At 45.5% G+C, this 23,292-nt stretch carries 20 protein-coding genes and 1 pseudogene; 12 read left to right on the top strand and 9 right to left on the bottom strand.

What is annotated here, in order from left to right:
• Positions 1–70 precede the first annotated feature (70 nt).
• Positions 71–1,468: a protein translocase subunit SecD gene (secD, locus tag QUA10_RS15300; protein ID WP_333083372.1), complete on the bottom strand. Its 1,398-nt coding sequence runs from the start codon at positions 1,466–1,468 to the stop codon at positions 71–73.
• Between the two features lie 151 nt (positions 1,469–1,619).
• Complete coding sequence (locus QUA10_RS15295; protein ID WP_333083371.1) at positions 1,620–2,603, bottom strand: alpha-ketoacid dehydrogenase subunit beta; 984 nt, start codon at positions 2,601–2,603, stop codon at positions 1,620–1,622.
• A gap of 218 nt (positions 2,604–2,821) precedes the next feature.
• Here QUA10_RS15295 and QUA10_RS15290 point away from each other — a divergent pair, with 218 nt between their 5' ends.
• Positions 2,822–3,520 (top strand): Uma2 family endonuclease, encoded by a 699-nt coding sequence (locus tag QUA10_RS15290; protein ID WP_333083370.1) that lies wholly within the window; start codon positions 2,822–2,824, stop codon positions 3,518–3,520.
• A gap of 57 nt (positions 3,521–3,577) precedes the next feature.
• Here the strand turns inward: QUA10_RS15290 and QUA10_RS15285 are convergent, their stop codons facing one another.
• A complete protein-coding gene (locus tag QUA10_RS15285) occupies positions 3,578–4,945 on the bottom strand; it encodes an NACHT domain-containing protein (RefSeq protein WP_333083369.1) in 1,368 nt (455 codons plus the stop codon).
• Here QUA10_RS15285 and QUA10_RS15280 point away from each other — a divergent pair.
• Both QUA10_RS15280 and QUA10_RS15275 read left to right on the top strand, forming a co-directional pair.
• On the top strand, positions 4,939–5,130 hold the full coding sequence (locus tag QUA10_RS15280) for a hypothetical protein (protein WP_333086298.1): 192 nt from the start codon (positions 4,939–4,941) through the stop codon (positions 5,128–5,130). The two genes, QUA10_RS15285 and QUA10_RS15280, sit on opposite strands and share 7 nt — an antisense overlap.
• 60 nt (positions 5,131–5,190) lie before the next feature.
• On the top strand, positions 5,191–6,033 hold the full coding sequence (locus QUA10_RS15275; protein ID WP_333083368.1) for an SH3 domain-containing protein: 843 nt from the start codon (positions 5,191–5,193) through the stop codon (positions 6,031–6,033).
• Positions 6,034–6,106: 73 nt separating this feature from the next.
• On the opposite strand, the gene QUA10_RS15270 is transcribed toward QUA10_RS15275, so the two are convergent.
• From QUA10_RS15270 to QUA10_RS15255, 4 genes are all read right to left on the bottom strand, one after another.
• Positions 6,107–6,832, bottom strand: a complete 726-nt coding sequence (locus QUA10_RS15270; RefSeq protein WP_333083367.1) for a M15 family metallopeptidase — start codon at positions 6,830–6,832, stop codon at positions 6,107–6,109.
• A gap of 301 nt (positions 6,833–7,133) precedes the next feature.
• A complete protein-coding gene (purB, locus tag QUA10_RS15265; RefSeq protein WP_242725653.1) occupies positions 7,134–8,429 on the bottom strand; it encodes an adenylosuccinate lyase in 1,296 nt (431 codons plus the stop codon).
• Between the two features lie 300 nt (positions 8,430–8,729).
• Positions 8,730–9,026, bottom strand: coding sequence for a type II toxin-antitoxin system VapC family toxin (locus QUA10_RS15260; RefSeq protein WP_333083366.1), 297 nt, complete (start codon positions 9,024–9,026; stop codon positions 8,730–8,732).
• Entirely contained in the window at positions 9,023–9,283 is a 261-nt protein-coding gene (locus tag QUA10_RS15255) for a DUF2281 domain-containing protein (RefSeq protein ID WP_333083365.1), read from the bottom strand. Before QUA10_RS15255 ends, QUA10_RS15260 begins: the two co-directional genes overlap by 4 nt.
• Positions 9,284–9,707: 424 nt before the next feature.
• Here QUA10_RS15255 and QUA10_RS15250 point away from each other — a divergent pair, with 424 nt between their 5' ends.
• The 4 genes from QUA10_RS15250 (at position 9,708) to QUA10_RS15235 (ending at position 12,733) form a co-directional block, all read left to right on the top strand.
• Positions 9,708–10,154: a hypothetical protein gene (locus tag QUA10_RS15250; protein WP_333083364.1), complete on the top strand. Its 447-nt coding sequence runs from the start codon at positions 9,708–9,710 to the stop codon at positions 10,152–10,154.
• 176 nt (positions 10,155–10,330) lie between these two features.
• Positions 10,331–11,395, top strand: coding sequence for a hypothetical protein (locus QUA10_RS15245; protein WP_333083362.1), 1,065 nt, complete (start codon positions 10,331–10,333; stop codon positions 11,393–11,395).
• A 293-nt stretch (positions 11,396–11,688) separates the two neighbouring features.
• Positions 11,689–12,135 carry a helix-turn-helix domain-containing protein gene (locus QUA10_RS15240; RefSeq protein WP_333083361.1) on the top strand — a complete coding sequence of 149 codons (447 nt, stop codon included), beginning with the start codon at positions 11,689–11,691 and terminating at the stop codon, positions 12,133–12,135.
• Positions 12,136–12,154: 19 nt separating this feature from the next.
• Entirely contained in the window at positions 12,155–12,733 is a 579-nt protein-coding gene (locus tag QUA10_RS15235; protein WP_333083360.1) for a PIN domain-containing protein, read from the top strand.
• 18 nt (positions 12,734–12,751) lie between these two features.
• On the opposite strand, the pseudogene QUA10_RS15230 reads toward QUA10_RS15235, so the two are convergent.
• Positions 12,752–13,919 (bottom strand): annotated as a pseudogene (locus tag QUA10_RS15230) (DNA cytosine methyltransferase).
• 286 nt (positions 13,920–14,205) lie between these two features.
• On the opposite strand from QUA10_RS15230, the gene QUA10_RS15225 reads away from it, so the two are divergent.
• The 3 genes from QUA10_RS15225 to QUA10_RS15215 all read left to right on the top strand — a co-directional run bounded on the left by QUA10_RS15225 (position 14,206) and on the right by QUA10_RS15215 (position 17,839).
• Complete coding sequence (locus tag QUA10_RS15225) at positions 14,206–15,807, top strand: metallophosphoesterase (protein ID WP_333083359.1); 1,602 nt, start codon at positions 14,206–14,208, stop codon at positions 15,805–15,807.
• Between the two features lie 145 nt (positions 15,808–15,952).
• Complete coding sequence (locus QUA10_RS15220; protein ID WP_333086297.1) at positions 15,953–16,681, top strand: DUF3891 family protein; 729 nt, start codon at positions 15,953–15,955, stop codon at positions 16,679–16,681.
• 135 nt (positions 16,682–16,816) lie between these two features.
• Complete coding sequence (locus QUA10_RS15215) at positions 16,817–17,839, top strand: YegS/Rv2252/BmrU family lipid kinase (protein WP_445251694.1); 1,023 nt, start codon at positions 16,817–16,819, stop codon at positions 17,837–17,839.
• Between the two features lie 43 nt (positions 17,840–17,882).
• Here QUA10_RS15215 and QUA10_RS15210 read toward each other — a convergent pair whose 3' ends face one another.
• Positions 17,883–18,239: a hypothetical protein gene (locus QUA10_RS15210; protein ID WP_333083356.1), complete on the bottom strand. Its 357-nt coding sequence runs from the start codon at positions 18,237–18,239 to the stop codon at positions 17,883–17,885.
• 310 nt (positions 18,240–18,549) lie between these two features.
• Between QUA10_RS15210 and QUA10_RS15205 the strand changes: the two genes are divergently transcribed.
• A complete protein-coding gene (locus QUA10_RS15205; RefSeq protein ID WP_333086296.1) occupies positions 18,550–18,690 on the top strand; it encodes a hypothetical protein in 141 nt (46 codons plus the stop codon).
• 98 nt (positions 18,691–18,788) lie between these two features.
• Complete coding sequence (locus QUA10_RS15200) at positions 18,789–23,285, top strand: WD40 domain-containing protein (protein WP_333083354.1); 4,497 nt, start codon at positions 18,789–18,791, stop codon at positions 23,283–23,285.
• Positions 23,286–23,292 lie beyond the last annotated feature (7 nt).

Below are 23,292 nucleotides of genomic sequence, written 5' to 3'. Positions count from 1 at the left end.
GAAGTCACTCGTTATTGGTTATTGGTTATTAGCTAATGTAGGGTGCGCTGGGCGCACCTTACCTAATTAGTTAACTATTAGCAGTTTTCGACAAACCGGGACAGAACCACTGAGGTTTCCGCAATGCTGGAAAGCTCAATACTACGAACAGCAGAGTGCGGCTGCAAGTGAGCGCAGTAAACATACTCACTCCCACCCCCAATGCCAGAGTTACAGCAAACCCTTTAACTAAACCAGCGCCCAACCAAAACAAAGCAGCACAAGCAATAACTGTTGTGACGTTGCCGTCTAAAATGCTGGAAAAAGCGCGGTAAAAACCCGATTCAACTGATCGATAAAGCGATTTCCCCGCCCGCAACTCTTCCCGCGTGCGCTCAAAAATCAGCACGTTAGCATCCACGGCCATTCCAATGCTGAGCACAAAACCAGCAATTCCCGGCAGCGTTAATGTCACTCCCAAAAGCACGAAAGCTGCCCAAGTTAACAGAGCATAAATTAACAGCGCAATATTGGCAATTACGCCGGGGAGTCGATAGTAGGCAACCATGAAAAGCAAGACTAAAACTAAGCCGCCTATACCTGCGTTAATACTGCTTTGAATGCTGTCTTTACCCAAGCTAGCGCCGATCGTGCGGTTTTCTACAATTTCGACAGGCACCGGCAAAGCGCCGCCCCGCAATTGCACTGCCAAATCGTTGGCTTCTTGCGTTGTAAAGTTGCCTTGAATTACGGCACTTCCACCAGTAATTCCTGCCTGGGCAAATTCAACGCCGACGACTGGAGAACTGATCATTCTTTCGTCTAGAAAAATACCGATACTGCGTCCGGTGCCTGCTAAATTTTTAGTGAGTTGGGCAAATAGTTCGCCCCCTTGGGTATCGAAACGGAGAGCAACGTTCCAGTTGTTCCCAGAGGCCAAGGGTTGAGGTTGAGCGTCTTTGAGGTTTTCGCCGCCGAGGCCGCTGCTTTTGAAGAGTTTGGCGATCGCCTCATTGCTTCTTTTCAAAGCAGCCTGATTTTCTTTAATTGCTGCCTCATTAGGGCTGGTTTTCAATTCTTCTTGTTTGACCAGCAATTCCTGCTGCAACTGCCTTTCAATGGCTAATTGTGCTTCTGTTCCGGGCAGTTGTTCCAGAAATTCTAGCTTTGCCGTGCCTCCCAAAACTCGTTCTGCTTGCTGCGGGTCATTTACTCCGGGCAATTGCACGAGAATTTGGTCTTCTCCTACTGTTTGGACTAATGCTTCGGAAACTCCCAAACCGTTAACCCGGTTTTCGACAATCCGCCGCACAGCTTCTAACATTCCCTGGTCTATTTTGGGAATTGTGGGGGTAGTTTTTACCTGAATTGTGAGTTGCGATCCTCCTTGCAAGTCTAATCCCAGCCGCGTCGGAATTGTTACTATTACAGTAATAGCGGCGATGATTAAAACAAAAATTAGGGCTAATATTGAACGTTGTTTTTGCATATTTAATTATTAGTCATTGGTGAGTTGGCAGTTGTCAGTTGGCAGTTGGCGGTTGGCAGATTTTAGTCATCAGTCATCAGTCATCAGTCAACAGTCATCAGTCAACAGTCAACAGTCAACAGTCAACCAATGACTACTGACTAATCACTATTTATACTCGCAAAGCTACCATCTTTTGGACGGCTTCGACAATTTGAGTGGGCTGGACAATTGTCAGTCTTTCCAAATTGCCGTTGTAAGGTGTGGGAATATCTTGTGAAGACAGGCGCAAAACCGGTGCGTCGAGTTCGTCAAAAAATCGATCGCTGATTGAGGCAATGAGTTCGGCACCAATGCCTCCTGTTTTCATGCACTCCTCTACAATGATTACTTTGTGAGTTTTCCGGATGGATTCGCCAATTGTCTCCATGTCCAGGGGTTTGAGAGAAATTAGGTCGATTACTTCTGGATCGTAACCTTCTTTTACCAGGGCGGGTACGGCTTGCATGACGTGGTGCCGCATCCGGGAATAAGTCACGATAGTGACATCTTTGCCCGAGCGCACAATTTCTGCTTTGTCCAGCGGCACTAAATATTCTGTTTCTGGCAAATTTTCTTTGAGGTTGTAAAGAAGAACGTGCTCGAAAAATAGAACGGGGTTATCGTCGCGGATGGCTGATTTTAAGAGTCCTTTGGCGTTGTAGGGAGTCGAACAGGCGACTATTTTCAAACCGGGTACTGCTTGGAAATATGCTTCTAAGCGCTGGGAGTGTTCCGCGCCGAGTTGCCGGCCCACGCCGCCGGGCCCGCGAATTACCATTGGCATTTTGAAGTTGCCGCCGGATGTGTAGCGCAGCATTCCGGCGTTGTTGGAAATTTGGTTGAAGGCCAGCAGCAAAAAGCCCATGTTCATGCCTTCGATGACCGGTCGCAGTCCCGTCATTGCTGCGCCTACTGCCATGCCTGTAAAGCTATTTTCGGCGATCGGGGTGTCGAGCACTCTCAGTTCGCCGTATTTGTTGTAGAGGTCTTTGGTGACTTTATAGGAACCGCCGTATTGACCTACGTCTTCGCCGAGTACGAATACGGCGGAGTCGCGGGCCATTTCTTCGTCTAACGCCTCGCGGAGGGCGTTGAACAATAAAGTTTCCGTCATAGGAGGTGAAGCAATGATTGCAGGAGGGTCAGATTAGAATCTTAACCTTTCGAGGGTGTCGATCTAGGAGTCGATCGAACATTTTGTACTTAAAGCGTGCAGAATTGGCAATACCTTTATCATGTTTGGCTATTTTTGTCAAATCATTGAAAAACTATTCTCTTGTTCAAGAGTAATTTGCGTTTATATAATATGAATTAGTTTTGAGGAAAGCAGCAATGTTACAGTACAACTTGCCGAGGAACTTGCCCTCAGCCGACGAACTACCAGACTCGGATGAAACGCCTGTGGATAACGAACTGCAAGAATTAATACCGGGGTTGCTAAAAGCAATCTTGCTAATACTTTGGTCGTCACGCATGGACTGGTTTTTTGGGATAGATATGGGTGTTTACTATCACCCTGACAAGCCAGCTATTGTCCCAGATGGTTTCTTGAGTTTAGGAGTAGAACGGTTTTACGACGAAGAATTGCGTCCCAGTTACGTGGTGTGGGATGAAAATGTCATGCCGCTGTTCGTGCTAGAAGTTGTTTCCCAAAATTATCGCAAGGAATACAGCACGAAATTGGAAGAATATCAAGCTTTAGGCGTACTTTATTACGTGATTTATTCTTCCCGCCGCCGCCGTAAACCGCGTTTGGAAGTACACAAGTTAGTCAATGGCAAGTATGAACTGCAGTCAGGAAATCCTGTTTGGATGCCAGAAATCGGTTTGGGAATTGGTTGTGAAAGGGGAAATTATTCTGGGGTGACAAGAGAGTGGTTGTATTGGTACGATGCCGATGGCAAACGCTATTTGACACCTGAAGAACAAGTGAAACATGAAGCGCAACGCGCCCAACAATTAGATCGGCGCGCCCAACAATTAGCTCAAAGATTGCGAGAGTTGGGAGTAGACCCAGACAATTTGAACTAATGGCAGTCAGTAATTCGATCGCTCGCTATTTGGTTTCAGGTAGGGGCGATCGATAATTTATATTTCAGCAAAATGTTTTTGCAATAAATCGTGAATAAATCGATAACGCCGATCGCCAGTTTTTTGCAGCAGCAGGCGATCGGTCGCAGCATCGAGAAAACGCTTGTAATCCCAAGGAATGTAGCCGTTCGACCATAGCACCAGGCGCAATATAAAACTTTCAATCCCCGGAATTCCCGGCAACAAAGCACTAATTACCGCAGCAACAGCACCCGCAATTAATCCCCAAATTGACCCGGAGACTAGGCTGGCAATTAATCCCAAAATCACCCAAATCAGCCCGCCCACCAGCTTAACTCCAAACTGATACTTGCGCTGTTGCTCCTTGGTTTGCAGCCAGCTAGACGGTATGCGATCGAGGTAAAATTCTTGAATTCCTTGCTGTTCCATCCTTCTGGCCAACCATCCCAGCCAGTGGCGAATTTGTTCCGGCCGCAGTTCCTTACCTCTGGGATACTGCTTGACTTGCCCGGTCATTTGGTGGCGAATATAGGCAGTTAACAGATATTTGCGCTGTTCTTCGGGAGAAGTTATGCGCTTCCAAGCTTCTATTAAAATATCGTCGTAAGCCAGAGCCATCATGCTCAAAAGCAAGGGAACTTTTGCCAATTTCAACAACTCCGGCTCGTGTTCAATGCTGTACCAAAGTTCGCGACTTCTGGCTTCTAGCAGATAATTTTGAATTTGAGTTTCTCTTAAAGGTTTCAATAAAACCGCTGCTTGCAGGCGAAATCTAGTTTCGCAGTTTTTGTAAGCTTCAAAACTGCTGCAAGCTACTAAATGTTTGGGTTTCAATTCGCTTTCAACAAACTGATTTATTGCTTGAATGCAGATATTTTGGCGGTGGGTTTCTACTTCATCCAATCCGTCGAGGAGAGGCAGCAATTTTTGTTCGGCAAGCCATTTTTTGCCGACAGCAGGAGAGATGCGGTATTTGAACTGAAGTTGAGCAATTAACCAATCTGCGATCGCCCCGGATTCTGCTTTCCACGATCCGAGTTCAAACAGCACTGGTACGGGCAAACTAGCATCTTTTTGGGCGCGGGAAACTAACACGCGAGCTAATTCTAGCAGCGTCGTAGTTTTGCCTGCACCCGTGGCTCCCAAAATTACCAATTTACCGCCGGCGCGATCGAACACTTTAGCCATGCTTGCTTTGGGAGGAAGCCGAAAACTCGGACGGTTGCCCGCTTTCACTTCCACATCCCAACAGCGGTTAACACCCGTTGGCGACGAGTCTTGACTGAGGTTAGCCAGTACAGCGGCGTGCAAAGACTGCGCGAGCCCTGCTTGGACTTCCTGCTTCACCTTCTCCAACAATCGATCGCGAGGCGGTTGTAATCTTAGAGGAATCAATTTTGACATTTTATGTACCTCGCGCTGAACGCTTACCTTCGCAAATTGGCGCGCAAATAACCCAGAGCAAGATTACCATCAGTATAGGCGTCCAGTATATATTTACTCAAATTATTGCGACAATTATGGCTCTGAAATTTTATCTAAAAATCCTGACCCTGTGGGCAGCACTAGGTATTTCCACTGTAAATTAACTGGCGATCGCCCCAACTCCCAAACAAAAATTATTAGTATAGATACAGAGAGGGTTTTTTATGTCATTTACGAAGGCTCAAATCATCACAGTAAGCTTAGCAGGAGTGGCAACAGCGGTGGGAGTGGCTGTTGCAACTATACAGTCGGGTGCGATGAAACAATCCGATCTTCCCCTTGCAGAATCCCCGGCATCCACCAGAAACCAGATTGCAGGGCCGACGAACAACCCTGAATCTCGGCAACCAAAATCTCTGCAAGCACAAACCCCGGCTGCAGAATCTCCGAAATCCCCACCCCAACCGGCAAAAACCCCGGCTGTTCAATCCTCGCTAGTTGCAGGAGTCCCTGGGCCAAAAGTTGAGCCAGTAGTTGTCACACCCCCAGATTCGGGTTGCAAAATCAGTATGGCTGTAGTCAGCGATCCGAATCCACCGCTAAATGTGCGATCGATCCCGCAAGTAAGGGGCAGCAACATAGTAGGAAAACTTAAAAATAATACCTTTGTTTCAGTTGCCGAAGAACAAAACGGTTGGCTGCGAATTACCGATCCAGTTCCCGGTTGGGTTGCGAAAAGACGCACCGAAAGCAGTTGTTCTAATGTCAACCAGCAGATTAATTTTCTGCCGGGAGGAGATGAGGCGATCGTCAAAGGTCGAATTATCGGCGGCGGCAGCCACTCTTACCGGATTCGCGCCCGAAAAGGTCAAACAATGACTGTTAGGAATCGGCAAGAAGTTTTCCCCCAAATTATAACTCCTCGTGGCAAACTTTTAGCCGGAGATCCTTATCAAGGCAATGAAACAGAGTGGAGTGGAAAAGTGCCAGTAACAGGCAATTACACATTACAATTAGACTCTAATTTCCGGGGATACGAATACGAATTTTCGGTAAAACTGCGATAATTTTCCTGACATCTGTGGGGATACAGCAGCACCTTGTCTTCCTCAAATATGCGACTATTAATAAATAGTGGAATTAAGGAATCTCGGAAAGCGATATATCAAGAATCGCAAATTTCTGCCAATCTTCCGAATCAAAGTGCCACCATTCGGTTGTGATACTCATAAATCCGTGTTTTTTCATTGAATTCTTAAGCACTTGACGATTTTTCCGAGATTCCGCGCTGCCGCCTTGATAATCTCCATGAGCTTTTTCGGTAAAATCATCGTAAGGTGTAGGCATTTCTAATTCTTTGCCAGTGCGATCGACTAAAGTCAAATCAATAGCAGCACCGCGATTGTGTCGCGAACCTCTAGCAGGATTAGCAACATAGCGCGGATCTGGCCAAACTTCCCACATTTGCTTAGTCACAGAGAAAGGCCTGTAGCAATCGTAAACTTTCAAACCCAATCCAATTTTTTCCAAATCTGTTTGAACTCGCCCTAACTGTTGAGCAACAGAACTTCTCAAGGCGCATTTCGATATAGGGTAAAGTTTTCGTTTCAAGAAATTGTTAGTAGTGGCGTATCGGATATCGAGGCGAATGTTGGGATTTACGGTGCGGATGTCAACCAGTCGCGCCCCACTGGGAAGTTGACTCATGAAAATACTTTCAGGTAATACTGGGTTTGGTTCTGGTTGGGTAATTTGCACTTGTGGCGGCTCCTGGGCGCGAATCGATCTTGTATAATTCAGGGTGGTTGTAGATAGTAATATTAGAGCGAATACAATTAAATATTTTGTAAATCGGTTTAATTTCATAGCTCTGTTAATTGGATATTTAATAGAGTTTTTACATTTCATATTTTGGGGAATTTTCGCGCTTTTCGTGTTGTCTGCCAGCCCGCCAGACCGACAGGGGTTGAAACCCCTGTCTCATAGCTAAAGTCCTCGCTATGAGGACTGAAATATTTCTCTAAAACTTTTATTTTATGAGTCTTTCAGTCGGTTTTAACCGACTTTAGCTATGAGACGGGGGTTTTAACCCCCGGCGGACTGTGGGACAAGCGCGAGAACGCTCGCTCTCTTTTCTCTCTGAGTCATTTTTAATTGTTAATTGTCCTCAAATTCCCAAGCGCTGATACACTAAATCTAAGTGCCTCAATTGATACTGCGGATCGAAACAATCATCAATTTCTTTGGTGGTCATCTTAGCTGTTACCCGATCGTCCTTAGCAATTAAATTGTAGAAATTGCCGCCCGGTTTGTTCCAAGCTTCGTGAGCACAAGATTGCACAATTTTGTAGGCGTCTTCGCGACTGGTGCCTTTTTCTACTAAAGCTAACATCACCCGCTGGCTGAAGATGACTCCGCCGTAAAGGTTCATGTTTTGTTTCATGTTTTCGGGATAGACTAGCAGGTGTTTTACTAAGTCTGTGGTTTCTACTAACATGAAGTGGGTGACAGTGGAACTATCGGGCAAAATCATCCGTTCTACGGAACTGTGAGAGATGTCTCTTTCGTGCCAAAGTGCAACATTTTCTAAGGCTGCGACGGCGTTGGCGCGGACAATTCTTGCCATCCCTGTGAGTCTTTCCGATCGAATCGGGTTGCGTTTGTGGGGCATGGCGGATGAGCCTTTTTGCCCTTTGGAAAAGAATTCTTCGACTTCGAGAACGTCGGTGCGTTGCAGGTTGCGGATTTCTACTGCAAAACGCTCGATCGATGCTGCTAACAGTGCTAAGGTTTGGACGTATTCGGCGTGTCGATCGCGCGAAATGACTTGAGTCGATGCGGTATCCGGTTCGAGTCCGAGGTTTTGACAGGCGATCGCTTCAATTCGCGGATCGATATTAGCATAGGTTCCGACTGCGCCGGAGATTTTGCCGACTGCAATGGACGATCGCAAATTCACCAATCGGGCGCGGTTGCGAAAAACTTCTGCCAGCCATCCTGCTAGTTTAAAGCCAAAGGTGATGGGTTCGGCGTGAATTCCGTGCGATCGGCCAACCATGACGGTATTGCGATGCTGTTGCGCCTGATAGCGAATAGCTTGACTCAATTCTTCGACACGTTCTAACAAGATATTGACGCTGGCGACTAATTGCAGCGCCAAAGCAGTATCGAGCACATCGGAACTGGTTAAACCGAGGTGGATGTAGCGGCCGGCATCGCCTACATATTCGTTGACATTTGTCAAGAAAGCGATCATGTCGTGGCGGACTTCCGCTTCAATTTCGAGGACTCGTTTCGGGTCAAAATTAGCCTTAGCTTTGATTTCTTCGACTGCGGCGGCGGGGATGTAGCCGAGTTCGGCTTGAGCTTCGCAGACAGCGATTTCTACTTGCAGCCAGGTTTTAAGCTTGGCGGTTTCAGTCCAGATGTTGCCCATTTCGGGCAAAGTGTAGCGCTCTATCACGGTGGGAGTTGGGGAATGCGATCGTCCTATTGTACCTCTGCGAGGGGATGCAAGAGCCAATGGACTTACACATTGGCCCAGAAACCGGGTTTTTTACGATAATACTTCTTTGTAGCCCGCAGATTTGGTAAAAACCCGGTTTCTGATTCTGAATGCGATATTCTTTACTGATCGCCGATTATAAGTTAAAGCTTATTCAACCGATCGCTCTACCATAATCTTTGTACTGGGTAGCTGTCGAATACAGCATCAATACTTAAGACAGGCATTTGAGTCACAACGGCTTGAGCAATTAAGAGTCTATCGAAGGGATCGCGATGAGCATTTGGCAATGTGTCTAATGTAAAAATATGAGCTAGCTCGATCGGCAAAATTTGCAATCCATTGACTTGCTGCTGGCCGTTCTATCAATTCAGTTAAGGACACGTTCAGTGTTAACTTCCCAAGCTGAAGCTTAATTTGCATTTCCCAAATACTAACCAAGCTCGTAAACAAAGTATGAGTTGGATCGGTGATAATATTCGTCGCTTGTTGCGATAAGTTTTGGGGAGAGATCGCTAGCCAAATCAAGACGTGCGTATCCAGCAAAATATTCATGCTTCACCCAACCAAAACGCATCAGGAAGTGGCTCGTTAAAATCCTCACTCATCCAGCCCATCCCTTGATGCAGACCCAAAACTCGTTGTTGCGGAGGAGGAGGTGCAGCTTCAACTGAAGTGTTTTCGGGGATCGATCGCATCTGTCGTTCCAGCAAAAACTCTGTAAAAGTTAACAAAAGCTGCTGATTTTCCGGGAGTAAGTGCTGTAACTTACCTAGCAAATCTTCCAAAAGTTCGATCGTTTGAGAAGTCATCTTGTTCCCCTCAATGTTGGTGATAGTCTCATTATCCGTTATTCTTTGGCGATCGATGCTCATCTTGAAACAAAAGCACCATTGATTTCAACACTTGCTACTGGCCGAAAACCAGCTTGCAATAAACCTTTTTCTAGTTTTTTACTGCTTTTTATCTGATGTTACCCATTTCGGGCAGAGTGTAGCGGCCTATCGCGGTGGTCGTTGGGGAGTGCGATCGCCCTATTGTACATCTGCGAGGCATCGGTCTTGAGTCGGGATGGGGAATTTCGGGCGATCGGGCGTCAAGTTTCCGACTCTCCAACGATCGGACAAGACTGCCTTGACTCTTTATTCTAAATTGGAATATTTGTCAAGCTCGACCTTATATAAAATTTGCTATAATAAAAGCGCAAACTTGAAAAATCTATTAAGGTAATTCGTTATGAGTAATTATGGCAATCGATACTATCGAAACACTGAGCTTGTTCTTGAAAAAATTAGGTTAGAGGTATACTGCGTAAGGGTTTCCTATACACCCCGAATAATAGCAGGCTTCGTAAAGCCTGATGGAAATTATCCTACAGTTGTAACTAACTCTCAGAAATACAACACTCCAGACTACTCAACAGCAAAGGAAGCTATTGCTCATGCAAAGGGATGGGTGGATTGTATGGAGCATTATTACTCTTGTAACCAGACTGATCCAGACGGAAATGAAGATTCCTACAAAAATGCTTATGAAGAAAATTTATTACGGCATCAGGAGAATCCTGATGAGGAAGATGCTTTTTCAATTGCTTCTGAGGAGGCAGTGGAGCTAGCCTATCAAACAGGCTGGGAAAAGAAGTTATCGGAATTAAAAAATATTGAGGGAGATGTAGGCGATTAAGCCGGAAGGGAATGTATAGATCCCAAATGGGATGTATACATTCCCAGCCTTTTAAGTATCATTTGTCATAGCAGAATCCTCAATCTTGGTCTCTTTGTCCACTGTAGTGGATATTGACACAATGCTGAGTTATAATTAGTGTCAGCGATCGCACTAAGCTTTTATTGAGGTTAACTATGAACGTCGATAGCCAAGATACTGAACAACTAAACCCGAAGCATCTTGAAGTTTTGTATTGTATTTGTAAAGCGACTGAGCGCAATATATCTGAGGAAAATATTTCTATTCGTGATATTGCTAAGTCTCTAAATTTATCGGAAAGTGAAATTATAAGTATTTCCAAATACTTATACGCGCAGGATTTCATAAAAATATATAGTTACGGATTTAATAATTATAACCTGGATGAGATTGATTGCCCTGTTTCGATTACACCTAAAGGAATAGCTGAAGTAAAGAATCAGGTAACTCAAAATAATATCGATCCCACGGAGTATTTATTGAATTCAACTAGGCGCCTCGCAGCAGAACAACAAAAGAAGCGTTTTCAACTCCTATGTTGTATTTATAAATCTACTGGAGCTAACACAGAAAATTCTATTAATCTTAGTGATGTTACTAAGGATACACACTTATCTGAAGGAGAGGTTTTAAGTATCGCAACTTACTTACTAGAAGAGAAAGGTTTTATAGTTTGTGATAGCTTGTTTGGTCTGCATCCTAATTGTGGTCTTGTTTGGATTACAGCTAAAGGAATATCTGAAATCGAAAGTACACAGGAACCTAAAAATCAGGTTTCTCAAACTTTAACTGTGTCACCTAATCCCCTTTTTATTAATGAAGGAAGACTACAGGAACTAAAAGATATTTCATCAAGACCATCAAAGTTTGACTGTTCAAAACTTATCAAATTATGTGAGGAACTAAACACTAGCTATTCTCATGAAAACTATTATGCGACTGCCATGCTTACTCGTGCAATCATGGATCATGTACCTCCTATATTTGGAGTAGGCATAGACAACTTCCAGAAAGTAGCAAATAATTATTCGGGCACCCAGTCTTTTAAAAATGCAATGAAAGGACTATATAGTATCCAAAAAAACATAAGTGATGGTTATCTGCATGAGCACATTAGAAATACCGAATCTCTCCCCAACGCAACTCAAGTCAACAGCTCACAAGCTATAGATAAACTGCTGGAAGAAATAGTAAAAATACTCAAAAAGTCTGAATCGTAAGCCAATACAAAGCTAATTTTCCCAAGCTACTGCAAGGAAGTGCACTGCACACCTTGCTTCATACAATTTTGAATATTTCGCTTGTTGCGGATATTGCGTTTACAGCGCGAAAAGTGTTATCGTAAAAACAACTGAGTATGTGCCAGAGACTTACACGCGGGCAGCCAGAAACCGGATTTTTTCGCGAATCTGTCGGTTGCAACGAAATATTTTCGTGAAAACCCGGTTTCTTTGCTCGAAGTGCGTCCAACACTGCATAAATCAGACAAAAAACACTACAAGAGAGACTTGCTATGTTGAAGCAAAAAGAGTCCCCAGAGTCGGTTTTGACTCCAGATCAAGAAAAAGAAGCAATAGCGCAATTAAAGCAGATTCTCAGCCTCGAATCTTCACAACTAAAATTAGTGGCAAGTAACGGAGAAGAAATTCTCATTCCCGAATCAGTTTACAGTTTACTCGGTCAAGTTGTCCAAGCAATGGCATCAGGTCAAGCTATTTCCATCGTGCGTCACAATCGCGAACTGACAACACAGGAAGCTGCTAATATTCTGAATGTATCGCGACCATTTTTAGTAAAATTACTGGAAAACGGAGAAATTCCCCATATCAAAGTTGGTTCCCATCGGCGCATACTTTTCCAAGATTTAATGATTTATAAGGAACAGCGGAAAGTCAAGCGCCGCCAACTCTTGGATGAGCTAATCGAGATGACTGAGGAAGCTGGCTTGTACGAGGAATAGGACTAATTTAACCTCTAATATGACTAAACTTAGTGTTGTACTTGATGCTTGTGTCCTGTTCCCGATGTATTTGCGCGATACTCTGCTTTCCACTGCTGATGAAGGTTTGTATTTACCATATTGGTCTCAGAAAATCCTCGATGAGGCAATAGACAACCTGATCGGTGGAGGAAAGCTTTCGCAGGAGAAAGCAAAGAATCTTGAAAATCAAATCAAATTAGCTTTTCCTGAAGCGATGGTTGAAGTGCCTGTCGGGCTAGAGGAAGCAATGACAAATGACCCTAAAGACCGTCACGTTCTTGCCGCAGCCGTAACTGCTGGAGCTGATATCATTGTCACCAATAATCTCAAGGATTTTAGAGAAAACGATCTAGCTCCTTGGAACATTATAGCACAGTCGCCCGATGAGTTTCTGAGCGATTTATTGGACGAATACCCGGACTCAATAGTTGATTTATTACAGCAACAGTCTCAAAAGTACAAAAATCCCCCCAAGACTTTTACTGAATTAATTAATTTTTTAGGTGAAAAAGCAAGTACACCAAAGTTTGCCAGTAATATATTATTAAAAGTTCAGCGTCGCGAGGAAAATCAGTAATATCTTATTTGCTAATTCTTAGGCTTTGCCTGGAAGAGTAACTTTACTAGGTTTGTTCAAAGCAATATCATTCAAATAGGGAATAAGTGCAAAACCGATACACTCCGCCAAGCGGCACGGCATTTCCAATTTGCCACATTGCCTTTTTCATTGAACCTTCAAAAATAAATGAATCCGGGAAACTTTGCAATCTAGCCATTTCGCGAGCGGAAATAACGCGGTTGAGATAAGGGTGAATATGAGTGCCACCGTGATTTTCTTTAACAGTCATACTCGGTTTTCCCGGATACTGTCGCTTGAAAGCATCGGCGTAGCTTTCATACAAAGAACCGCCTGGTGGAACTTGAGCAAGTCTTTCCATGTACTCAACAGAATGACGAGTCCATTCGTGGTTAATTTCGGGTATGGGAGTATACTCTGGTAAATCATCAATTGCTGACTCAATCGCTTTGTATTGTTCGGGCAAAAATTGCGGCTTCGGATAGGGATTTTGCATCCCAAATCTATTGGCAATAAAAATAGCTCGCGGGCGGATTTGCGCGACTCCATAGGCGGCTGATTCCAGAACAGCAACGGACATATGGGGATAGCCAATTTCCTCAAAAGCCTCGCAAATGGCTTGCTTAACAGCTCCTTTTTGTATAGTCAATATTCCCGGTACGTTTTCCATGACAACATACCAAGGACGTATTTCAGAGACAACTCGGACAAACTCTCTAAATAAGCGATTTCGAGGGTCGTTGGGGTCGCGTTTTCCTGCAACTGAGAAGCCTTGACACGGCGGCCCGCCTACAACCACATGAACTTCTGGCGAACCAATTTCAGCGAGCAACTTTTGGGGATTTAAGTTTTTTATATCGTCGCACAAGTGATGGCAATCGGGAAAGTTTTTTGTATGAGTTGCGGAGGCTATGGGATTAATTTCAACGCTTGCTACTGGTCGAAAACCAGCTTGCAATAAACCTTGGGTCATGCCGCCCGCACCGCAAAAAATATCTACAAATGTATAGTCTGATTTTGGCAGTGACTGAGATTCAACATCAATGAATATCTTGTAGGGGTCGCAGTCATTTGCTTCTAGTTCGCGTTGGATGCGTTCGTAACGCCCTAATTTTGCTTTCTTCTGCTTTTTGGCAGGAATTGGTTCTTCCTCTTTTGAGAATAAAGACAGTTGTATTGCTTCCATTTTATATTTGTTTACTGCGTTCTATCTGATGTTGCCCACTTGGGGCAGGGTGTAGGGATCGATCGCCCTTGGAGTCGGAGAGTCCGATCGTCTCACATATTGCACCATTCTCGCTTAACAGGCTTATGGAGAAAGGGGCAATATATCAGTTGTCAGGCAGTATTCTCGTCCAAAACCCGGTTTCTGAGTACCCGCGCCTCGATTTTCAGCTTTTAGAGAGATGTAAAAACTTCCCCGATCGCTACACTATTAACTAGGAACTCAGCAATTTTGGAGAAGAGGTGAATTGAAATTCGTTTCCGACCCGCAAATAAAAGTCAAAATCCGCAAAATGAAAGAGCGGGTGCGGTGGCAAGAACAGTCGATCGTCGATCGGGGAATCGACCAAACTCGGATAGTTTTGGAATCTCCAACCACCGACTCTCCAGAGTTTTCGTTTTTAGTCGTAGGCGACAGCGGCACGGGCAATCACCGCGGCTACAATCCCCAGCGGCAGATTGCCGAACAGATGGTCTCCGAGCGCGAGACTTGCCGTTTCGTCCTCCACACCGGCGATGTAGTTTATCTCGTAGGTTCCAGCGAATATTACTTGCAAAACTTTATTCGTCCCTACCGAGAATTTATAGTCGGCGGCGAGCATCCCTCTCGGATTGCCTACGATCGCATGGTGTTTAATTTTCCGTTTTTGCCCGTACCAGGAAACCACGACTATTACGACTTGCCGATAGTCTACGGCCTTCTCTCAGCGACAGCTTTGCCGCTGCGGCGGCTGTTGGGTGCCAAGTTGGATCTCGATGTCGGCTGGCACGGTTCCGATCGCGGAAATACCTACGCCAAAGCGTTTCTGGACTACCTCAAAGCTCACAAATTGCCGGGAGAACTCGATCGCCACCTAGACACCCACTACACCACCAGCACCAGCACAGGCCGCTGCCTCCGCTACCAACCCGGACGCTTTACCCGTTTACCCAACCGCTACTACACCTTCCGCAGCGGCGGCATCGACTTCTTCGCCCTCGACTCCAACACCTTCAACGAACCGTTACCGATCCCGAAAACCAAACAGGGCGACATTCGGCGCCAGAATTTGGAACTTGATCGCCAGAAATTGGAACAAGAAAAATTGGTAATGCTCGAAATGTGCGATCGGCTCAACCCCCAAATTCCCGAGGAAGACGAACAGCTAGACGACTTGGGTGCCAAGTTAGAGCAAGTTGACGAAATGTTGATGGATATTGACAAACAACTGTCGCCCGACAAAACAGCCTCCACCGACGTTGAACAGCTCGAATGGCTCAAAAAAAGACTGATTGACTCTTGGCACGATTCCGACGTGCGGGGGCGGGTAATTTACCTGCACCATCCCCCCTACGTGACAGAGGCGACAAAGTGGAATCAAGCTCAAACTTTGGCGGTTCGGTGGCGATTGCGCGAGGTGCTCGATGGGGTGGCCGATGCAGTTGGGGAGGTGGCGCGGGGGCGTCCGCTAGTAGATTTGGTGCTGACTGGCCACGCTCACTGTTTGGAATACCTGCGGACTGGGGATACTGGACACGGCGACTCTGGGATTAATTGGATTGTCTGCGGGGGAAGCGGCCACAGTCTCCGCCGCCAGCGCCCGGAAGGGCCGATGTTGCAGGAAGCATTGAGTCCTGAAGCTTATCGGTTGGCGCGGCAGTCTGGTTCCGAAACAGCCAGCCGACGGGTAGCGGAATCTTTGCTATTTGTCGGCCGCAGCGGTCAAGGTTCCCACAAACGCCGTCCTTATTCGTGTTTGCGGATTGATGTTCTCGATGGGTGTCCCCCGAAGTTCCGCATCCGACCTTTGGTTGTCGAACGCTTTGAGGGGAAATGGCAGGATATCTCGATCGAACCTTTTGTGATTTAACTTTCGTTTTTCTGTAAGTCTCGATCTCCTTTAAAAACCTGGGCTTTGACCGATTCCGGTTTCCCCATTTTTAAGGCTACGGGGGATCGAGAGCCGAATGCTCGCACAAAATACTTGTATCAACTTAATTCAGGACAAAAATTCCATGATTGCTAATTTAACCGCCACCGGGTGGGAAATTATTTACCACCGCGCCCACGCTTTACTCGCGGCCCAACTTGGCGGACAGTGGAAGCGCTCGAAATCTCCGGTTCGCCTCTATGAAACCATAGCGGCTATTTCCCATCACGACGATTTGGAGAAAGAGTGGGAAGAAAATATTTTGACTGAAGCGGGCGCGCCCTTTGATTTTACCTTGCAGACCGAAACTTCTCTGCCTAAAATTAAAGCCATGACGGAGAATTCCCTATATCGCGGTAGGTGGGTAGCCATGCTGATTTCTATGCACATGAGCTATCTCAATGAAGGAAAGCGGGGAGAGTCGAAGGAACTCGACGAGTTTTTGGACCAACAACTGGAAAATCAAAAAAAATGGCAAAAAGAGTTGAATATTTCTGAGGAAGATGCTAAGGCAGCTTATGCTTTTTTCCAGTGGTGCGATCGGCTATCATTAATTCTTTGCAGTCGAGAATTACCCGCCGGAGAACGAGCTTTAGAAATTACTGTCGGCCCCGACGGTAAGCGCTACGATATTGTACAGCACAGCAACGAACTCGTGACTGTAACTCCTTGGCCTTTTGAAGACGATAAGTTTACTGTGAACGTCGAAGCGTGCCTTTTGAATAAAGTCAAGTTCGACAGCAACCAGGAAATCAAGGAAGCGTTACACAACGCTCCCCGCGAAGTCTTAGAGTGGACTTTTGTGAGGTCTTAATTAAACCTCTAGCACAAATACTGCACCGTTCTAGGTTTGTAGCGAGAACTTAAGTCTAAGCGAGTTTGATGAGGACTGGAGTTCTCACTACAAACCAATTTGATTGTTGCCAATTGACCGGACATAATATTATCAATGAGCAATTACCAATTATCAATTACCCCTTACCAATTACCAAAGATGAAACGTTCAGCTTGCCTAATTTTCAATCCCGTCGCCGGTAACAGCGACCCTGACCAAGACTTAGCTAGAATTCAGGAACTTTTAGAGCCTCTTATTGACTTAGATATTCGGCTGACAACTCCAGAATTAGACGCAGATCAAATCGCCCGCGAAGCAGTTGATAGAGGAGTTGAGGCAATTATTGCTTGCGGTGGCGACGGCACATTATCCGCAGTTGCTGGGGCGATTGTGAGCACAAATATTCCTTTAGGAATTATTTCGCGGGGAACGGCTAATGCTTTTGCTAATGCTTTAGAGATTCCGAATACAATTGAAACCGCCTGCGAAAATATTTTGGGAGGGTTAACGCGGGTGGTGGATGCGGCGATTTGCAACGGTGAAATGCCGATGGTTTTGTTAGCTGGAGTGGGTTTTGAGGCGGAAACCGTCGAACTTGCCGATCGCGAAATGAAGAATCGCTGGGGAATGCTGGCTTACATTCTTTCAGGAATTAAACAGTTAAACAATTTAGAAAGATTTGAAGCGGAAATCGAAACCGAAGATAGAATTATCAGCCTTACTGCTGTGGCCGTCACCGTGGCGAATGCAGCGCCACCTACTTCCATTTTAGCTCAAGGCCCGGCAGGAATTATTTTTGATGACGGCTTGCTGGACGTGACGCTGGTGGCGCCTCAGAATAAAGCTGGGGCGATCGCAGCTTCTTATCACCTATTACAAACAGCTTTGAGCGGCAATGCTACGGATCGCGACGACATCGGTTATTTGCGGGCAAAAAAAGTAAAGATTACTACCGATCCGCCTCAAAAAGTGGTTGTAGACGGCGAAATCATCGGCATGACTCCGGTTTCTATTGAGTGCGTTCCGGGAGGTTTAACTATTTTTGTACCGCGAGTTGAAGAAGAGCCCGTGGTAGAAAAACTCACCGGTTTAGCGGACATCGAAATTACATTGAAACCCTTAGATGAAAATTTTTAGCGATACAAACAATAAGAAAGATCGCGCGGGCGGTCTTTTATTTTTAGGCGTCTAAGATTTGGCGAATGCGGCGCTCCAAACGTTCGAGATCGAGTCCGCCTTCATCGCGGCTGATGCGGCGCACGGTGACGTTAACATTGCTCAAATCTGCCAGCAAATCTTGGAGGATTTCTTGTTGCTGCCTAGCTTGAGTTATTTCGCGCGGTTCCTGTACGAGGTCGCGGATGATGGTGTCTTCGGCTCGCGAAGCAACGATCGGGTCTGCTTCGCCGTCTACGTGTACGAAAGTGCGCCGACCAGGCCCCCGTTCTTCTTCAATTGGTATTACTGCTGTTACTCGATCGGAGCGTACATATTTGCCAAATCCCAGGTGGACTAAGACAGACGATTGTATTTTCATAGTTAGCAAGATTTATTTGTTAGTTATCTATATTTTAACTTTTAGAAATCGGAGATGACAACTAATACTAGAGCTATCTTTACTACAATATGTGTCGGTTTTTTCTCGATATTATAGTAGTCATTTTTAGTAAAAAGTGGTAATATTTTACGACCTTCTCACGCTGCTGCAGGGGTGAAAATATTCCCATAATCCGACATTTCGGCAGGGGTGAAAATATTCCCATAATCCGACATTTCGGCAGGGGTGAAAATATTCCCATAATCCGACAGTCCGCCAGGGGTTTCAACCCCTGGCGGACTGTGGGAAGATGGCAAATATCGGATTGTTAGATTACTGTGGGAAAATGGCAAATATCGGATTGTTAGATTACTGTGGGAATAGGGCAAATATCGGATTGTACGAATCTCGGATTGTCAGTGCGCGACAGTTGGCTGATGCGTTAACATAGAATTACAGCCGTTTGCTGGCGCAGCGCATTTCAGGGACACAGCCTACCGATTCTAGATTTGAGCATTACTTCCACGGAAAAACAGGAAAGCCTAAATCATGCTAATTAGTCTCGACTTAGTTATCAGCCTCCTGACGACAATTCCCTTCGGCACCATCAAAGACAAGTTTCAGCGCAACGAAACAGTTATCAAATTATTAAAAAGATTTAACCTTGACCCCGATGCTCCGCCGGCAGATTTTAGCGGAGTTTATGTTTATACTTTAGTAGAATACGGCGCAGGCAAACCCAAGCAGATTTTAGAACTGTTTCGCCAAAAAGAAATTGAATCAGCATTTCGCAAAGCTTTTGAGTCCGATAGCCCAGCCATTTTAATTCAAGCAGGCGATGAATATCTGAATGAGAGTGCTTTAGGCAAAGAAATTCGAGATTTAGGCATTGACCCCAGACGGGAATTCATGGCATTTGCCGCCGTGTTTATGGAAGTAGCAAAGCGGACGCGGACGCTGGGAGATGTGATGATGGGAAATTCGATCGCGTCTTTGCAAAAACGCCTATCTATGGTAATGGATCGCATCGAACGCCTCCCCACTATCGAAGGAATTCGCACCGAATTTGCGCGGTTGGAATCTGAAGATTATCCCGCACTTCCCGCAGCAGCAGCATCAACTAATATTCAAAAGTCTCAAGTTTTTATTTTATCACAGCAAGTTCGTGGTTGGTTTGAAACATTAAGTTATAAGTTTGAAACCTATCAAATCTCGGAAGATAACTATTTTGAGTGGATTATCAATGTTCCTGTCAGACGCAATCGGTACGATCGCATTTTAGTGCGCGGAATTGCCGGAGAAGCGGGACTCAGAGACATCTCAGCCCTGCGCGAATCGGTGGAAAAACAGCGCACCGATGAAGGGTGGTTAGTCACCGCCCGCCGCATCAGTCGCGCGGCGCGGGATGAAGTAGAAAAAGATGAAAATCGCGATTTAGCTTGTTATACCTTCGATGAATTACTCGACCAAGATGCCGATTTCACCGCTTATCTGGATTGGCTAGAAACAGAAATTACTAGCCGAGAAATTGATACCAAATATGTGCCGCTAGCCTGTACGAAAGAAGAAATTGATCCCGATACTCACCGCAAGATAGGCGTGAGTCATTATGACGGACGAGATGGCTGGATCGAAGGTTATATTGACCTGTGGTTGAATGACCCAGTAAAAGAACATATTTCAGTTTTAGGAGAATTTGGAACCGGGAAAACTTGGTTTGCGATGCACTATGCTTGGATGGCGCTACAACGCTACCGAGATGCTCAAAAGCGCGGCTTAGAACGTCCGCGTTTGCCGTTAGTAATTCCTTTGCGAGATTACGCCAAAGCAGTTAGTGTCGAGTCGCTATTTTCCGAGTTTTTCTTTCGGAAGCACGAGATACCTTTGGCGGGTTATTCGGCCTTTGAACAACTCAATCGCATGGGCAAATTTCTGCTGATTTTCGATGGTTTTGATGAAATGGCCGCTAAGTGCGATCGGCAAGAAACCATCAACAACTTCTGGGAACTAGCAAAAACCGTCGTTCCCGGTGCAAAAGTCATCCTCACTTGCCGTACCGAACACTTTCCTGAAGGCAAGGAAGGACGGGCATTGTTCAATGCAGAACTGCAAGCATCAACAACCATTTTGACAGGCGAAACTCCCCAATTTGAAGTCTTAGAATTAGAGAAATTTAACGACGAGCAAATTGGGCAAGCCCTGTCATTTCAAACAGAAGCCGCGACTGTAGAAAAAGTGATGGGAAACCCGCAGTTATTGGATTTAGCGCGTCGCCCGGTGATGACCGAGTTAATTTTGGAAGCATTGCCCGATATTGAAGCTGGAAAACCAGTAGATATGTCGCGGATTTATCTGTATGCGGTGCGGCGGAAGATAGAGAGAGATATCAAAGCAGAACGTACTTTTACGTCTGTAGCAGATAAGCTTTACTTTTTGTGCGAACTGTCTTGGGAAATGCTGTCTACCAACCAAATGAGTCTCAATTATCGCGGTTTTCCCGATCGCATTCGCAACCTGTTTGGTTCCGTCGTCCAAGAGGAAAAAGACTTAGACCACTGGCACTACGATATGATGGGTCAGACAATGCTGATCCGTAATGCTGATGGCGATTATACTCCGGCGCACCGTTCGTTATTAGAGTTTTTTGTCGCTTATAAATTTGCAGCAGAATTGGGAGTTTTGGCGGCAGATTTTACCGAATTAGTTGCGCCTGAACAGTCTTGTTTAGATGCTAATGCAGCGCCTCAAGAATACACTTGGTCTAATTATTGTCGGCTTCAGGCCCAGAAGAGAAATAACAACGAACTGATCGCGCCTTTGAAAGGATTTGTTGCTGAAGATTTAGGGCAACTCCGTCAGAGTTTTGGACACGCACCGCTGACAAAAGCAGTGATGGATTTGTTGTTACCAATGGTAGGGGCGGTGTCCTCGTGCCGGCCCTGCCTCGATGTAAGGGAAGCTACGGAGGAATTATTGGAAATTATAGAAGCAACGCGGGGAAAAACTGAAAGTGAGGTAGGTTATGTGGGAGGGAATGCGGCGACGCTGTTGGTGAAAATCGATCGCACGGGGTTAGAAACAAAAGACCTTTCTCGTGCGGTTATTTTAGGTGCTGATTTTACAAATGCGACGCTGCGTGGCGTCAACTTTGCTGAAGCTAATTTGGCTAATTCTGATTTTACTAAAATCTTCAGCAGTGTTCGGTCAGTAATATTTAGCCCTGATGGGAAACTGTTAGCTACAGGTGATACTGATGGTGTAGTTCGCTTGTGGGAAGCTAGCAGTTTCAGAGAAATATTGACCTGTAAAGGACATACCAACGTGGTGGAGTCAGTCGCCTTCAGTCCTGACGGCAAAATACTTGCTAGCGCCAGTTATGACAAAACGATCGAGTTATGGGATGTCAAGACTGGTGAATGTTTAAAAGTTTTCCAGGGACATACCGAATCAGTAATGTCTGTCACCTTCAATCCCGATGGAAATATACTCGCTAGCGGGAGTTTCGATCGCACGATAAGGTTATGGGATATCCGCACGGGTGAATGCCTCAAAATTTTGCTAGACCATACTAAAGTTGTATTGTCAGTCGCTTTCCATCCTGTTGATGAGATGCTTGCCAGTGGCAGCGGCGACAATACAGTAAGGCTGTGGAATGTCGGTACTGGTGAATGCATCAAAATTTTGCACGGTCATACTAAAAACGTGTTTTCAGTTGCTTTCAATTCTGCTGGTGAAATACTTGCTAGTGGCAGCGGCGACAAAACAGTGAAGCTGTGGAATATTGGTAGCGGTGAATGTCTCAAAACTTTGGAGGGACATTTCGATCAAATAAAGTCGATCGCCTTTAGCCCAAATGGCGAACTACTTGCAAGTGGCAGTCACGATCGCACAGCAAAACTGTGGGATATCAACAGCGGTGAATGCTTGAATACTTTGCAAGGGCATAACGATCGAGTAGGGTCAATCGCCTTCCATCCTGGGGGTGAAATACTTGTTAGCGGCAGTTACGATAAAACGCTGAAGCTGTGGGATATCAACAGCGGTGAATGCTTGAATACACTGCAAGGGCATAGCAATCAAGTAAGGTCGATCGCCTTCAGTCCCAACGGTGAAATGCTGGCCAGCGGCGATGACGCCCAAACAGTCAAGCTGTGGGATGTCCGCAGTGGTGGATGCCCCCAAATCTTGCGCGGACACCTCGATCGGGTAAACTTAGTTGCCTTCAATCCTTCGGGTGAAATACTTGCCAGCGCTAGTTACGACCAAACACTGAAACTGTGGGATATTCGCAGTGGTGAATGCCTCCATACTTTGCCAGAATTTGGCAATGAAACACGATCGATCGCCTTCAGTTCAAATGGTGAAATACTTGCGAGTACAGGTTATGACCAAACCGTGAGGCTGTGGGATATCGGTACTGGCGAATGCCTCAAAACGTTGGACGGGCATAACAATTCTGTACACTCGGCTGCTTTCAGTCCTTTGGGCGAAATATTTGCCAGTGCAGGTTTTGACGGAACGGTGAGGCTGTGGGATATCCATACTGGTGAATGCCTCCAAATCTTGCAGGCGCATACGAATTGGGCACCCGGAATCTCCTTTAGCAATAACGGTGAAATACTTGCCACTGGAAGTGTCGATCGAACAGTAAGATTATGGGATGTTCGCAGTGGTGAATGCCTCAAAATCTTGCAAGGGCATACTGATTGGATACGTTCAGTTGCCTTTAGTTATTCGGGGGAAATAGTTGCTAGTGGAAGTGTAGATGGAACGGTAAGAATATGGGATATCCGTACAGGTCAATGTCTAAAAATTTTGCAAGGTCATACCAATAGAATTAACTCTGTTGCCTTCAAATCAAACGATCAAATTATTGCTAGTTGTAGTCGGGATGGCACAATTATGATTTGGGAGATTGAGACCGGTGGGTGCCTCAAAATACTCAAAAGTGATCGACCTTATGAAAATATGAATATCACGGGAGTTACGGGTTTAACGGAAGTAGAAAAAGCCACGCTCAAAGCTTTAGGGGCTGTTGAAAATTAATCATCAA

This window comes from Microcoleus sp. Pol8_D6 (assembly GCF_036700965.1).
In the GTDB taxonomy this organism is placed as follows: Bacteria; Cyanobacteriota; Cyanobacteriia; order Cyanobacteriales; family Microcoleaceae; genus Microcoleus.
Note: the sequence above shows the minus strand (reverse complement) of the source record. Positions and strands in the feature narration are given on the sequence as shown.

Excerpts from the sequence above, each read along its gene's own strand:
- QUA10_RS15200 (WP_333083354.1), top strand. The coding sequence starts at position 18,789 with ATGCTAATTAGTCTCGACTTAGTTATCAGCCTCCTGACGACAATTCCC.
- QUA10_RS15255 (WP_333083365.1), bottom strand. The coding sequence starts at position 9,283 with ATGACTTCTCAAACGATCGAACTTTTGGAAGATTTGCTAGGTAAGTTA.
- QUA10_RS15240 (WP_333083361.1), top strand. The coding sequence starts at position 11,689 with ATGTTGAAGCAAAAAGAGTCCCCAGAGTCGGTTTTGACTCCAGATCAA.
- QUA10_RS15250 (WP_333083364.1), top strand. The coding sequence starts at position 9,708 with ATGAGTAATTATGGCAATCGATACTATCGAAACACTGAGCTTGTTCTT.
- QUA10_RS15260 (WP_333083366.1), bottom strand. The coding sequence starts at position 9,026 with ATGAATATTTTGCTGGATACGCACGTCTTGATTTGGCTAGCGATCTCT.
- QUA10_RS15215 (WP_445251694.1), top strand. The coding sequence starts at position 16,817 with ATGAGCAATTACCAATTATCAATTACCCCTTACCAATTACCAAAGATG.
- secD (WP_333083372.1), bottom strand. The coding sequence starts at position 1,468 with ATGCAAAAACAACGTTCAATATTAGCCCTAATTTTTGTTTTAATCATC.
- QUA10_RS15285 (WP_333083369.1), bottom strand. The coding sequence starts at position 4,945 with ATGTCAAAATTGATTCCTCTAAGATTACAACCGCCTCGCGATCGATTG.
- QUA10_RS15295 (WP_333083371.1), bottom strand. The coding sequence starts at position 2,603 with ATGACGGAAACTTTATTGTTCAACGCCCTCCGCGAGGCGTTAGACGAA.
- QUA10_RS15210 (WP_333083356.1), bottom strand. The coding sequence starts at position 18,239 with ATGAAAATACAATCGTCTGTCTTAGTCCACCTGGGATTTGGCAAATAT.
- QUA10_RS15270 (WP_333083367.1), bottom strand. The coding sequence starts at position 6,832 with ATGAAATTAAACCGATTTACAAAATATTTAATTGTATTCGCTCTAATA.
- QUA10_RS15235 (WP_333083360.1), top strand. The coding sequence starts at position 12,155 with ATGACTAAACTTAGTGTTGTACTTGATGCTTGTGTCCTGTTCCCGATG.
- QUA10_RS15290 (WP_333083370.1), top strand. The coding sequence starts at position 2,822 with ATGTTACAGTACAACTTGCCGAGGAACTTGCCCTCAGCCGACGAACTA.
- QUA10_RS15205 (WP_333086296.1), top strand. The coding sequence starts at position 18,550 with ATGGCAAATATCGGATTGTTAGATTACTGTGGGAAAATGGCAAATATC.
- QUA10_RS15245 (WP_333083362.1), top strand. The coding sequence starts at position 10,331 with ATGAACGTCGATAGCCAAGATACTGAACAACTAAACCCGAAGCATCTT.
- QUA10_RS15220 (WP_333086297.1), top strand. The coding sequence starts at position 15,953 with ATGATTGCTAATTTAACCGCCACCGGGTGGGAAATTATTTACCACCGC.
- QUA10_RS15275 (WP_333083368.1), top strand. The coding sequence starts at position 5,191 with ATGTCATTTACGAAGGCTCAAATCATCACAGTAAGCTTAGCAGGAGTG.